The following is a 12,223-nucleotide window of genomic DNA, read 5'->3' on the forward strand; positions in this document are numbered from 1 at the left end:
TTTGATGTCTGCGGCAGCATGTGCCGCTCTGTCTGCTGCGCTGCTGGCACTGGCGGCACCGGCCCTTGCCGGAGAAGGTCATGACCACGGTAATGCAGCACCAGCTGCCAACAGCAATGGCCCGAAACGACTGCCGGATGGCAGTGTGTTTCTACCCAAGCCGGCGCAGCGCCAGCTGGGTGTGCGCACCATGGCCACGGTTGACGCCGAGCTGCCGCGCGCAGTGGAACTCACCGGCAAGGTGCTGATGGACCCGAACGCCGGGGGCAAGGTGCAGCCGCTGAATGCCGGCCGCATCGAGCCCGGCCCGCGCGGTCTGCCCAACCTGGGCCAGGCGGTGCGCAAGGGCGAGGTGCTGGCCTACGTGGTGCCCTCGGCAGCACCCATCGAACGCTCCAACCAGTCGTCCCAGCTGGTCGAGCTGCGCGCGGCCAAGTCGCTGGCCGACAAGCGCGTGGCTCGCCTGAAGGAACTCGCGGACACCGTACCGCGCAAGGACATCGAATCCGCAGAAAGCGAATCCGCCAGTCTGGCCGAGCGCATTGCCGCAATCGGTGGCGGCCTGGCGACGCGTGAAGCCCTGGTGGCACCGGTGTCCGGCGTCATCGCTTCGGCCCACGTCGTGGCGGGCCAGGTGGTCGACGCGCGCGAGCTGCTTTTCGAGATCGTCGACCCGAGCCGCCTGCGCATTGAGGCCCTGGCCTTCGATCCGGCTCTGGCGGCCAATGTGGGCAGCGCCACGCTGTCCATCGGCAACCAGCGTGTGCCGCTGGAGTTCATCGGTGCCGCGCGCAGCTTGCGCGAGCAGGCGTTGCCGCTGGGCTTTCGCGCCCAGGGCGCCGCGCTAAACAGCCTGGCCGTTGGTCAGCCGGTGCGTGTTTTCGTGCAGACCAAAGAGAAGGTCAAGGGTCTCGCGGTCCCGGTCGCTTCGCTGATGAAGAACCCAGCCAATCAGACCATCGTCTGGGTCAAGGCCGCACCGGAACGATTCGAGCCGCGCACCGTCACGACCGAGTCGTTGGATGGCATCAGCGTCGCGGTGACGTCGGGTCTGAAGGCCGGCGATCGGGTCGCCACCCAGGGCGCCACCTTGATCAACCAGGTGCGCTGACATGTTCAAGTGGCTTCTCGATAACAGCCTGGGCAACCGGCTGCTGGTGATCATCGCCAGCGTGGTGCTGATGGCCTACGGCGCGTTCACGCTTTCGCGCACCCCGGTGGATGTATTCCCAGACCTCAACAAACCCACGGTCACCATCATGACCGAGGCTGGGGGCATGGCGGCGGAAGAGGTGGAGCAGCTCATCACCTTCCCGCTGGAGACGACGATGAACGGTCTGCCCGGCGTGGAGTCGGTGCGCTCGACTTCGTCGGCCGGCCTGTCCTTCCTCTATGTCACCTTCGATTGGAGCACCGACATCTTCCGTGCCCGGCAACTGGTGTCGGAGCGGCTGTCGTCAATGGAGGAAGGCATCGCCGACGGCGTAGTGCCGCGCATGGGCCCGATCAGCTCGATCATGGGCGAGATCATGCAGATCGCCATTCCGGTTGATCCCAGCAAGATTAGCGCGATGGCGGTGCGGGAGTACGCCGACTGGGTGCTGCGCCCGCGCCTGCTCTCAGTCCCGGGCGTGGCGCAGGTCATCCCGATCGGCGGAGAAGTCCGCCAGTTCCAGGTGCAGCCAAACACCACGCGCATGGCCGAGCTGGGCATCACGCACGACCAGCTCGAAGGCGCGTTGAAGGGCTATTCGTCCAACTCTTCGGGCGGTTTCCTGGAACTGAACGGCCGCGAATACCTGATCCGCAACCTGGGCCGCACCTCACGCCTCGATGACCTGAAGAACCTGGCACTCACCGCCAAAGACGGCCAACCGATCCTGATGCGCCAGATCGCCGAGGTGACCTTCGCCGCGGCGCCCAAGCGCGGCGACGCGGGCTACGAAGGCAAGCCGGCCGTGATCCTGGGCATCCAGAAGCAGCCGACCGCCGACACCATCGCGCTCACCAAGTCCATCGAGGACGCCCTGGTGGGGCTGAAGGCATCCCTGCCGGCGGGCATGGACGCGCCCCGTGTGACCTTCCGCCAGGCCAGCTTCATCGAAGCCTCGATCACCACGCTGCAAGGCAAGCTGATTGGCGCCTCGATCTTCGTCGCGGTGATCCTGTTCTTCTTCCTGGGGACGTTGCGGCCGACCATCATCGCGCTGACGGCGATCCCGGTTTCGATCTTCATCACCGCACTGGTCTTCAAGTATTTCGGCTTGTCGATCAACACGATGACGCTGGGCGGCCTGGCCATCGCGATTGGTGGACTGGTCGACGACGCGGTGGTCGGCGTCGAGAACGTGTTGCGGCGTCTCAAGTCCGACCGGGCCAACCATCCACACAGCCGGCTGCATCCGATCGAGATCGTCGCCCACGCAACGATGGAGGTCCGGTCAGCAATCCTTTACGCGACGGTCATCATCGTGCTCGTCTTCATCCCGCTGTTCGCGCTGCCGGGACTGGAGGGCAAGCTGTTCGTGCCGCTGGGCATCGCCTTCATCGTGTCGACGCTGGCCTCGCTGATCGTCTCGGTGACGGTGACACCGGTTCTCAGCTTCTACCTGCTACCGCGCATGAAGAACCTGGACCACGGCGACACCAAGGTCCTGGCCTGGCTAAAGGCGCGCTACCGCAGCAGCCTGCAGGGTGTGCTCGACAGGCCCAAGGCTGCCATGGCAGCCGCGGGCGCTGCAGTGCTGGTGGCCGCGGTTGCCGTGCCGTTCTTCCCAACGACTTTTCTGCCACCGTTCAACGAAGGCACGCTGCTGATCGGCCTGCGCCTGAACCCTGGCGTGACCTTGACGGAGTCATCGACCTTGGCCCGCCAGGCCGAGGTGCTGGTCAAGCAGGTTCCGGAAGTGACACACGTCGGGCGACGCAGTGGCCGGGCAGAACTGGACGAACATGCGGAAGGCGTTCACGTCAGCGAGCTCGACGTGGGCCTCAAGCCCACCGCCGAACTCTCGCGCAGCATGGACGAGATCAAGGCCGACATCCGTGCGCGGCTGGTCAACCTGCCGGCAGCGCTGGAAATCGGCCAGCCCATCTCGCACCGCATCGACCACATGCTGTCGGGCGTGCGCTCGCAGATCGCCATCAAGATCTTTGGCGAAGACCTCGATGCTCTGCGCGGCCAGGCCGATGTGCTGCGCGCGAAACTGGCCACCATCCCCGGCATCGCCGACCTGCAGATCGAGAAGCAGGTGCTGGCGCCGCAGATCAAGGTGCGCATCGACTACGCCGCCGCGGCGCAGTATGGCGTTCCGACGCCTCAGGTGCTGTCCGCCCTGCAAGCGCTGGTCGAGGGCGAGAAAGTCACCCAGATCGTGGAGGGGAGCCGTCGCTTCGCGTTGGTGGTGAAGTTGCCGGAGTCGGCGCGCTCGGTGGAAGGCCTGGGCCAGATCCTGATCGAGACGCCGAACGGCCGCATCCCGCTGTCGAAAATTGCCACCATCGAGGACGGCGACGGCCCGAACCAGATCAGCCGCGACGACGGAAAGCGGCGCATCGTGTTGTCTGCCAATGCGTCCGGACGCGCGTTGTCGGAGATCGTGGCCGACATCCGCAAGGTCGTGGCGGAGACCAAGCTGCCCGAAGGCTACTTCATCACCCTGGGCGGGCAGTTCCAAGCGCAGGAGGAGGCCTCGCGCCTGGTCAGCCTGTTGTCCCTCGTGTCGCTGACGCTGATGTTCGTGGTGCTCTACAGTCGCTACAAGTCTGCGGTGCTGTCAGCGCTGATCATGGTGAACATCCCGCTCGCCCTGGTCGGCGCGGTGATTGGCCTGTGGATTTCAGGCCAACCGCTGTCGGTGGCCGCGCTGGTTGGCTTCATCACGCTGGCTGGCATCTCTGTGCGCAACGGCATCCTGAAGGTCAGCCACTACATCAACCTGATGCGCTTCGAAGGCGAGTCCTTCGACCAGAAGATGATCATGCGCGGCTCACTGGAGAGGCTGAGCCCCGTGCTGATGACAGCGCTGGTTACCGCCTTCGCGCTGGCCCCGCTGCTGTTCGAGGCCGAGCAGCCTGGCACTGAAGTGTTGCATCCGGTGGCTGTCGTCATCTTCTCTGGCCTCATCAGTTCGACCCTGCTCGACACCTTCCTCACACCCGCCATGTTCTGGCTCTTCGGCCGCAAGCCGGCTGAGGCGCTCATGGACGACAAGGACGCCGAGGCGCTTTGATCTTTTCCCTGTTCCCTGTTCCCTCCCACCACCCCGAAAGGACTCCTATGAAGACCCATGCCCTTATTGCCGCCATCATCCTGGCTTTGGCCGGATCTGCCTTCGCCGCTGGCGACAAGCACGACCACGCGCACGAACACAAGCCGCTGCACGGCGGCGTGGTGGTCGAAGTCAAGGACATGGACTACGAATTGGTCGCCCGGCCGGATGCAATGCAACTACATCTGCGTGACCACGGCAAGGCCGTGGATATCAGCAAAGCCTCGGCCAAGTTGACCTTGCTCGCCGGCACTGAAAAGCAGGAGGTGGAACTCAAGCCCGCTGGCGACAAGCTGGAAGCCAGAGGCGTCTTCAAAGTTGCGGCCAACACCAAGGTCGTTGCTGTCGTTTCCATTGCCGGCAAGTCCTCTACAGCTCGGTTCGTGCTGAAGTAATGGGCGGTCGGTGCGGCCTGCCGGTCGCACCTTGCCGAAATGAAGGAGATGCTGATGAGGTATTGCCTGAACGCGACTGCTCTTCTTGCCGCAGCGCTGCTTGCCGGATGCGCGAATGTCGTGTACGAAGGACGCCTGTCCTGGAAAGAAGGCTGGCGGGAAGGATGGGTCACCGACGTTGGAATGGGGGCTGCAATTGCGGGAAAACTTGCCGAAGATTGCAAGCTTGTACCGTTGATGCGGTCAGAGGGCGTCCAATACGTGACGATTCGGTACTGGCGGAGCGGCCGCGCGACCTTGAGCACCGTCCCGACTCCGGCTGACTCGCATTGGAACGTGAAGGATCTGGTGTACCTGAACCCGAGAGACTGCAATGCTCCTGTGGAGCGCAGAGCAAGTTGATTTGGGGGTCATGCCGTCGTGGCTGAACCGATATCGGAGCGACTGTATCGGCCTTGTTCGCCGACAAACTCGATCCATCAACACCTCCGGCAACAAAAAAGTAAGAACACGTTCATGACATCCACCACATCGGTCCAGGACAATTCCTGGCTTTGGGTATTTCTGGCCTGGCTGGTCGCCTTGACCGCCACGCTGGGCGCACTTTTCTTGGGCGAGGTCATGGGCGTTCTGCCTTGCGTGATGTGCTGGTACCAGCGGATCGCCATGTTCCCCCTGGTCATCATCATGGCGGTGGGGCTGATGCCTTTTGATGACCGATGCGTGCGCTACGCGTTGCCGCTCGCCGTTGCCGGCTGGATTGTTGCCCTCTATCACTGCCTGCTGTATTGGGGCGTGATCCCGAAGGATCTTGTGCCTTGTGGCGAAGGTGCCTCCTGTACCGATGTCAAAGCGGTGCTGTTTGGGTTTGTCCCCGTACCTCTGCTATCTATTGCAGCCTTCTCCCTAGTCGTGGTCTTCCTGTCAATCGTCAAAAAAGGATCCAGAAATGAATAAAAGAATATTGGTCGTGTCTGCCGGCCTGTTGGCACTGGTGGTGTTTGCACTGGGTGTTTTTTTCTACACACAGCAACAAACCCAGCAAGCCGCGCAGTTGGCGCAGGATAACCGCGCGGCCTTGGTCCGGCCTCATTCGCCCGCCTTTGGCAACTCCAGTGCCAAGGTGACGATTGTCGAGTTCATCGACCCTGCCTGTGAGACCTGCAGTGCGTTTTATCCGTTGGTCAAAAGCCTTGTCGGTGGCAGCTTCGGGCAGGTCAATCTGGTGATGCGCTATGCCCCCTTGCACAAAGGGTCGTATGAGGTCGTCAAGCTTATCGAGGCGGCCCGCATGCAGGGCTTGTATTGGCCGGTTCTGCAGGCCCTGCTCAAGTCACAGTCCGTTTGGGTCGTCCATCACGAGGCGAAACCTGAATTGGTTTGGGATCTCCTGCAGGAAACGGGGCTGGACGTGGCAAAAGCCAGATCCGACATGAACAGTCCGCGTGTGGCGGAAATCGTGGCGCAGGACATTGCTGATGGAAAGACCTTGAAAGTCACCAAGACGCCGGGCTTCTTTGTCAACGGACAGCCGCTGGTTGACTTCGGTGCGGATCAACTCAAGGCCTTGGTTGCGAACGAGGTCCGCAGCGCCTATGGGAAATGAGGAGCCAGGATAAGGCACGCTCTGCAGTAAATGGGCATGGTCGGCGATCCATGCGACGCCGATCAACTCGCCAGGGCGCCTTCGCGCAATTCCCGTTCGATAGTTTCTTTTTGCTGACTGAAAACTGAGCCTGTCGTGACGGCTTTTGGGCCTTAAGCGGCCCAAAATTTTGTAATCTCCAGTGTCGGCTGATGGCCGATCACTGCCGTTCCATGAGTTGCCGAGATAAGCGCTCCTGATACCATAGCTGCCAGTGACCATCCCACGATGGGAATGGTCCCATTTCATCCAAAATCCGTCGGTTCCAGCTTCTCCGCTGCCCCCAGATGCTCTACCTGTAGCCGGGCGGCCGGCGTAAAGATGCTGTTTGGCGCTCGGCAAGGCTCGAAGGCGAGCGCGCCGGCTTCTTCAACAAGCGCTTCGACCTGCAGTTCCTCGGCAGCATGGAATCCAACCCCGAATGGGCCACGCAGTTCAGCGACCTGGAACTGGTGGAGAAAGCCGGCACCCAGGGCGTGGAACTGCTGAACTGGCTGGCCATGCGCGGCGCCGTCTCGGCCGGCGGCGCCAGCGTGAAGAAGGTGCACGGCAACTACCACATCCCGATCTCCAACACGGCCACCGGGCTGCTGGCGCTGGAAGTGGCGTGAGGGCTTGGATCGGATGGAACGGCTGACCGGGCCCGATTCTGGGTCTTTGGAGCCGGCAGGGTCCTCACGCACCGGTTCAGGCGCGTCGCCGGGTCTTCTCAACCGATAGAGCGGTCATGAACTGGACCAGGAAGTTGCAGTCTTCATCCTGCAGCACGCTCATGTCGCCCAAGGCAACCGGTGCCACATAAGCACGAATGACTTGCAGGGCGGCAATGCGTTCATCGATTTTTGACAGGACTTCGCAAGCCAGTCGCACGATGGCTTGCTCATCGAGTTCCCCCTGATCGCGATCGGACAGCAGCAGCGCGATTTCGGCCAGCGTGAAGCCGAGTTCCTTCAGATGCATGATGGCCTTGAGCCGGTCCACCGTGTCGGCGCCATATTGGCGATAGCCGGCCTCGGTCCGGCTCTGTGGCGCAATCAAGCCTTCATCCTCATACAGGCGCAGTTGACCGCGGGTCACGTTGGCGGCTTTGCACAAGGCACTGGTCGTCTGCAAAGACTTGAAAGCATTCAAGGTGTTGACGGTCTTCATGGCTGGGTGGTGTCAGGTGCTCAGGCGCAGGCCGGTGCGAGGGGTGCGCTACGGCTCCAGCTTTTCGAACCTGGCGACAAGGCTGGCATTGCTGAGCGGCCAAGCGTCCATCGCCCGGTAGTTGCTGGCGGGGATCCCGTTCAAAAAGGCCAGCGCCAATTGGCGTGTGGCGATCTTGACCTTGGGGTTCAGGGTCAGGCCACCGGTCCCTGCGCGGTCGGTGAAGATGCTGTGCGACCCGTCCTTGAAAACAGCGAGCACCTTGGGTACGGCACGCTCGCTGCTTGTGGCGTTGAAAATGTCCATCCGATCCTGAAGGCCAGAGACATAACCCGGGATCTGAATCACGTCCTCGGTGGCCGTGATGTGCAGCGTCGGAACGTCAATGGTGGAGAGGATCTTGTTGGGATCCCCCATGCCATAGAAAGGGGGCGCCGAGATGAGAATGGCCGCGCTGATTCGGGGGTCTCGCAGCGACACCTTTTGCCCTTGCTGCTCAACCTGCGCGCCCGCGATCAGCATGGTGGTGTTGGCGCCGTAAGAGTGACCGGCGGCGACGATTCGCCGGGTGTCGAACAGTGCGCCTTCCGGGGCGGCCAGCATCGTGTCGAGCGAATACCGAAGGTCCTGCACCCTATTGAGCGCCTCCGAAGCTTGCGCCGCATCGCTCAGGCGGGCAGGCAGGGCAAACGGATTGCCCGACCAGATCTGACGGTCGCTGCCCACATGCTGCACATGCAGGCTGCCATACCCGTGAGCGGCAAAGTAACGACCGAGGTAGCTGTATCCGTCCCTTGAGCCCCCGATTCCGTGCGAGAAGACGACCAGTGGTACCGACCCCACCGCAGTCTTTCCAGCGGGCAAATACAGTTTCGCGGGCACCGGGCGCTGGCGCTGGCTGTCGAACCAATCGAAGCTCTGCACGGTGAACAATGAAGCATCCACTTCCAACGCTTCAGCGGCGGGTGACGCCAAAGTCGCCCCCGGCTGCTGGGCTTCTTGAGCGCGCGCGCCGGCCAGGCTGAGCACGGCGGCAAAAACAAGCAGCGCGCCCGGCAGCCAAACCTTGTGTCGGTGGGCGGTGGCCTTGGGTAAAGGAATGGGTTTCATAGGGTTTGAACCCATCCTATACCTGGTACCTAGGTGCCAGGTCAAGGCCATTCAATGACCTTGGTGCAGGCAGGAAAACCGCTTGACCTGGCACTTTGGTGCCGGGTTTTCAATCTCTCCATCGAAACATTTCTTTGGAGATTCATTTGGCCTCACCCCCAACACCCCACAGGACAGCACTCATCACCGGCGCATCGTCGGGCATCGGCAAAGCGCTGGCGTATCACTTTGCGCAGGACGGCTACCAGCTCGTGCTGGCGGCCCGTGGTGTGGCCAGGATGCAGGCCCTGGCCGATGCGCTGCAAAAGCAGTTCAAGGTGGTCGTCACCGTCATCGGTGCCGATCTTGAAACCAACGATGGTGCCGCGCAGCTGCACGCCGACATCAAGGCGCGCGGCATCGTCCTGAGCGCCCTGGTCAACAACGCCGGGTACGGCGCCTTCGGCGAGTTCAAAGACTCGGCACTGACGTCGGAGTTGGCCATGATGCAGCTCAACATGAACTCGGTTGTCGTGCTGACCAAGCTCTTCCTGCCCGACTTGCTGGCGACGCGCGGCAAAATTTTGAACACCGCCTCCACGGCGGCCTTTCAGCCAGGCCCCTATATGGCGGTGTACTACGCCACCAAGTCATTTGTGCTGAGCTTCTCGGAGGCCATTGCGTCCGAGCTGGAAGACACCGGAGTGACCGTGACGGCGCTGTGCCCCGGTCCGACGGCCTCGGGCTTTCAGGACAAGGCCGACCTGGGTCACTCGGCACTGGTCAAGGGCAAGAAGCTGCCCACGTCAGAGGAAGTTGCCGCGTTGGGCTACCGCGCCATGCAACGCGGACAGCGGGTCTACATCCCCGGCTTCATGAACTGGGCCATGGCCCAAAGCGTGCGCATCACGCCGCGCAACCTGGCCACCCAAGTGGTCAAAACCTTGACCCGACCCGTCGCATAAGGCCCGCACCATGATCGACCCGATGAGCCGCTGCTTCAACGCATAGAAACAGGAAATCGGGTCTTGCGGCCCGCCTTTGCGCTGGCGGCGGCAGATTCACCCATCCGATGCCAGTCGCGTACGACCGTCGGCAGGTGGGCGATGGCTGTCATCCGCGTATTGCCCGGGTACTAGCTCCTAATAAAATAGCTACGAGTGACCATCCTGCGATGGGATCTGGCCCATTTCATTCAAATTTGTTCCCGTCACAGCGTCCGGACGCCTCCAGATGCTCGACGAGCAGCCGCGCGGCCGGCGTGAGGGTGTCGTCGCCTCGGGTGGCGATGGCAAAGCGGCGGCGGGCCCAGTCGTCGGCCAGGGGCACCACGCACAGGCCGAAGGCGTCGGCGTAGGGCCGTGCCAGTTCCGCGGGCATCTGCGGCTGCCCGCATGCACCGGGCGCCAGCGGCAACGTGGCTACCGAAGACCTGGCCTACCTGTTGCGCAGCATGGGGCTGGACACCGGCATCGACCTGCCCGCGCTGCTGGCGCTGCGTGCGCAGGTGGCCGGCTGGCTGGCAGGCGAATCCTTGCACGGTACGATTGCGCAGGCGGGTCTGCCCCGCACCCTCACACCCGCCGCCGCCTTGGCCTGAACCTCCGGACCCCTGCGCATGAACGCCCCAGATTCCACCCCCTCCGCTTCGCCCGACCCGGCGTCCCGCCCACTGCCGCTGGCCGGGCTTCGCGTGGTCGAATTCACCCACATGGTCATGGGCCCCACCTGCGGCATGGTGCTGGCCGACATGGGTGCCGAGGTCATCAAGGTCGAGCCGATCGAGGGCGACCGCACGCGCCACCTGCTGGGCGCGGGGGCGGGCTTCTTCCCAATGTTCAATCGCAACAAGAAGAGCATCGCGATCGACCTGCACACGCCCGAAGGCGCCGCCGTGGCGCGCAAGCTGGCGGCCAGCGCCGACGTGGTGGCCGAGAACTTCAAGCCCGGCACCATGGGCAAATACGGGCTGGACTACGCCGCGTTGTCCGCCGTCAATCCGCGCCTCATCTATGTCAGCCACAAAGGCTTTCTGCCCGGCCCGTACGAGCACCGCGTGGCGCTGGACGAGGTGGTGCAGATGATGGGCGGCCTGGCCTACATGACCGGGCGCTCGGGCGATCCGCTGCGCGCCGGCACCAGCGTGAACGACATCATGGGCGGCATGTTTGGTGCCATCGGCGCGTTGGGCGCGCTGATCCAGCGCGGCATCACCGGCCGCGGACAGGAGGTTCAGAGCGCCCTGTTCGAGAACAACGTGTTCCTGGTCGGCCAGCACATGATGCAGTACGCCATCACCGGCAAGCCCGCCGCGCCGATGCCGGAGCGCATCTCGGCCTGGGCGGTGTACGACGTGTTCACGGTGAGGGATGGCGAGCAGATCTTCCTCTCGGCGGTCAGTGACGCCCAGTGGGCCGTCTTCTGCGACGCGCTGGGCTTTGCCGACCTCAAGGCCGATGCGCGCTACGCCACCAACAACGAGCGCGTCACGCTGCGCCCGGAACTGATGCCCATCCTGCGCGAGCGTCTGGCCCACCGCAGCGCCGCCGAGCTGGCCGCGCTGTTCGAGCGCGTGGGCCTGCCGTTTGCGCCGATCCGCAAGCCCGAGGAGCTGTTTGACGACGAGCACCTCAACGCCACCGGCGGCCTGGCCGAGATCACCCTGCCCGACGGCGCGCGCGCCGGCGAGACCGCGCGCTCCACGCTGTTCCCCTTCACCATGGACGGCCAGCGCCTGGGCGTGCGCCTGCAGCCGCCGCACCAGGGCGAACACACCACCGAACTGCTGGCCGCGCTGGGCTACGACGCTGCCGCCATCGAGGCGCTGCGCGCGCAGCGCGCCGTCGGCTGAGTGCGGGGGGCGTGGCGTTCACACCCGCCACATCACCACGGCTGAAATCACAACCACCACGCGGAGACGAACCATGAAACCGAAAGCCCTCAACACCCGCCGCCAGGCCCTGCTGTCCATGGCCGGCCTGGCCCTTGCCGGATCGCCGGTTCTGGCGCTGGCGCAGTCCGACAAGCCGGTGCGGTTCATCCTGCCGGTGAGCGCCGGCTCCGGGGTGGACGCGATCACCCGCGCTTCCAGCAACCAGCTCGGCAAGGCCCTGGGCCAGAGCGTGGTGGTGGACAACCAGCCGGGGGCCGGTGGCGTGGTGGGCACGCAGAACCTGGTGAAGGCGGCGCCCGACGGGCAGACGCTGGGCATGGTGTCCAACAACCATGTGATCTACCCGTCGGTGCTCAAGTCGCTGCCCTTCGACCCCGTGGCCGATGTCACGCCGATTGCGGTGGTGGGCTCCACGCCGATGGTGCTGGTGGTCAACCCCAAGGTGCCGGCCAACACCCTGAAGGAACTGGTGGCGCTGCTCAAGGCCAACCCGGGCAAGTACAACTACGGCTCGGCCGGCAACGGCACCATCCTGCACCTCGGAGCCGAGCAGTTCAAGGACGCGACCGGCACCTTTTCCACGCACATCCCCTACCGCGGCACCGGCCCGCTGGTGGCCGATCTGATCGGCGGCCAGGTGGACTGGGCCGTGGTGGCGCTGCCGGCCATTCAGGGGCAGATCAAGGCGGGCCTGGTGCGCGCGTTGGCGATTGCGTCGCCCCAGCGCTCCGCAGCCGCACCGGACATTCCCACCGCCGCGGAAGCCGGCGTGCCGGGCTTC

At 63.8% G+C, this 12,223-nt stretch carries 11 protein-coding genes and 2 pseudogenes; 10 read left to right on the top strand and 3 right to left on the bottom strand.

The features are described 5' to 3' along the window. The first annotated feature begins 4 nt into the window (after positions 1-4). The 6 genes and pseudogenes from ACMUOY_RS06765 to ACMUOY_RS06790 form a co-directional block, all read left to right on the top strand. The gene (locus tag ACMUOY_RS06765) at positions 5-1,111 is read left to right on the top strand and encodes an efflux RND transporter periplasmic adaptor subunit (RefSeq protein WP_413891956.1); all 1,107 of its coding nucleotides are present in this window, start codon (positions 5-7) and stop codon (positions 1,109-1,111) included. 1 nt (position 1,112) lies between these two features. After that, the gene (locus tag ACMUOY_RS06770; RefSeq protein ID WP_413891934.1) at positions 1,113-4,232 is read left to right on the top strand and encodes an efflux RND transporter permease subunit; all 3,120 of its coding nucleotides are present in this window, start codon (positions 1,113-1,115) and stop codon (positions 4,230-4,232) included. 47 nt (positions 4,233-4,279) lie between these two features. After that, positions 4,280-4,666 carry a hypothetical protein gene (locus ACMUOY_RS06775; protein ID WP_413891935.1) on the top strand — a complete coding sequence of 129 codons (387 nt, stop codon included), beginning with the start codon at positions 4,280-4,282 and terminating at the stop codon, positions 4,664-4,666. A 516-nt stretch (positions 4,667-5,182) separates the two neighbouring features. Beyond that, positions 5,183-5,623, top strand: a complete 441-nt coding sequence (locus ACMUOY_RS06780; protein WP_413891936.1) for a disulfide bond formation protein B — start codon at positions 5,183-5,185, stop codon at positions 5,621-5,623. Next, on the top strand, positions 5,616-6,272 hold the full coding sequence (locus ACMUOY_RS06785; protein WP_413891937.1) for a DsbA family protein: 657 nt from the start codon (positions 5,616-5,618) through the stop codon (positions 6,270-6,272). Before ACMUOY_RS06780 ends, ACMUOY_RS06785 begins: the two co-directional genes overlap by 8 nt. 374 nt (positions 6,273-6,646) lie before the next feature. After that, a pseudogene (locus tag ACMUOY_RS06790) lies at positions 6,647-6,922 on the top strand (protocatechuate 3,4-dioxygenase); the annotation flags it as partial. A 76-nt stretch (positions 6,923-6,998) separates the two neighbouring features. Here ACMUOY_RS06790 and ACMUOY_RS06795 read toward each other — a convergent pair. Both ACMUOY_RS06795 and ACMUOY_RS06800 read right to left on the bottom strand, forming a co-directional pair. Then, positions 6,999-7,460, bottom strand: a complete 462-nt coding sequence (locus ACMUOY_RS06795; protein ID WP_413891938.1) for a MerR family transcriptional regulator — start codon at positions 7,458-7,460, stop codon at positions 6,999-7,001. A gap of 48 nt (positions 7,461-7,508) precedes the next feature. Continuing rightward, on the bottom strand, positions 7,509-8,621 hold the full coding sequence (locus tag ACMUOY_RS06800) for an alpha/beta hydrolase family protein (protein WP_413891939.1): 1,113 nt from the start codon (positions 8,619-8,621) through the stop codon (positions 7,509-7,511). 95 nt (positions 8,622-8,716) lie between these two features. Here ACMUOY_RS06800 and ACMUOY_RS06805 point away from each other — a divergent pair, with 95 nt between their 5' ends. Further along, positions 8,717-9,514, top strand: a complete 798-nt coding sequence (locus ACMUOY_RS06805; RefSeq protein ID WP_413891940.1) for an SDR family NAD(P)-dependent oxidoreductase — start codon at positions 8,717-8,719, stop codon at positions 9,512-9,514. A 226-nt stretch (positions 9,515-9,740) separates the two neighbouring features. On the opposite strand, the gene ACMUOY_RS06810 is transcribed toward ACMUOY_RS06805, so the two are convergent. After that, on the bottom strand, positions 9,741-9,929 hold the full coding sequence (locus ACMUOY_RS06810) for a hypothetical protein (RefSeq protein WP_413891941.1): 189 nt from the start codon (positions 9,927-9,929) through the stop codon (positions 9,741-9,743). Here ACMUOY_RS06810 and ACMUOY_RS06815 point away from each other — a divergent pair. The 3 genes and pseudogenes from ACMUOY_RS06815 to ACMUOY_RS06825 form a co-directional block, all read left to right on the top strand. Further along, positions 9,913-10,149, top strand: a pseudogene (locus ACMUOY_RS06815) (hydroxymethylglutaryl-CoA lyase); the annotation flags it as partial. The gene ACMUOY_RS06810 and the pseudogene ACMUOY_RS06815 overlap by 17 nt on opposite strands. A gap of 18 nt (positions 10,150-10,167) precedes the next feature. Beyond that, positions 10,168-11,400, top strand: coding sequence for a CaiB/BaiF CoA transferase family protein (locus ACMUOY_RS06820; protein WP_413891942.1), 1,233 nt, complete (start codon positions 10,168-10,170; stop codon positions 11,398-11,400). Positions 11,401-11,473: 73 nt separating this feature from the next. After that, on the top strand, positions 11,474-12,223 hold a 750-nt coding region (locus ACMUOY_RS06825; protein ID WP_413891943.1), incomplete at its 3' end, for a Bug family tripartite tricarboxylate transporter substrate binding protein.

It is taken from the genome of Candidatus Skiveiella danica, assembly GCF_022705245.1.
In the GTDB taxonomy this organism is placed as follows: domain Bacteria; phylum Pseudomonadota; class Gammaproteobacteria; order Burkholderiales; family Burkholderiaceae_C; genus Skiveiella; species Skiveiella danica.

Excerpts from the sequence above, each read along its gene's own strand:
- ACMUOY_RS06765 (WP_413891956.1), top strand. The coding sequence starts at position 5 with ATGTCTGCGGCAGCATGTGCCGCTCTGTCTGCTGCGCTGCTGGCACTG.
- ACMUOY_RS06770 (WP_413891934.1), top strand. The coding sequence starts at position 1,113 with ATGTTCAAGTGGCTTCTCGATAACAGCCTGGGCAACCGGCTGCTGGTG.
- ACMUOY_RS06775 (WP_413891935.1), top strand. The coding sequence starts at position 4,280 with ATGAAGACCCATGCCCTTATTGCCGCCATCATCCTGGCTTTGGCCGGA.
- ACMUOY_RS06780 (WP_413891936.1), top strand. The coding sequence starts at position 5,183 with ATGACATCCACCACATCGGTCCAGGACAATTCCTGGCTTTGGGTATTT.
- ACMUOY_RS06785 (WP_413891937.1), top strand. The coding sequence starts at position 5,616 with ATGAATAAAAGAATATTGGTCGTGTCTGCCGGCCTGTTGGCACTGGTG.
- ACMUOY_RS06795 (WP_413891938.1), bottom strand. The coding sequence starts at position 7,460 with ATGAAGACCGTCAACACCTTGAATGCTTTCAAGTCTTTGCAGACGACC.
- ACMUOY_RS06800 (WP_413891939.1), bottom strand. The coding sequence starts at position 8,621 with ATGGCCTTGACCTGGCACCTAGGTACCAGGTATAGGATGGGTTCAAAC.
- ACMUOY_RS06810 (WP_413891941.1), bottom strand. The coding sequence starts at position 9,929 with ATGCCCGCGGAACTGGCACGGCCCTACGCCGACGCCTTCGGCCTGTGC.
- ACMUOY_RS06820 (WP_413891942.1), top strand. The coding sequence starts at position 10,168 with ATGAACGCCCCAGATTCCACCCCCTCCGCTTCGCCCGACCCGGCGTCC.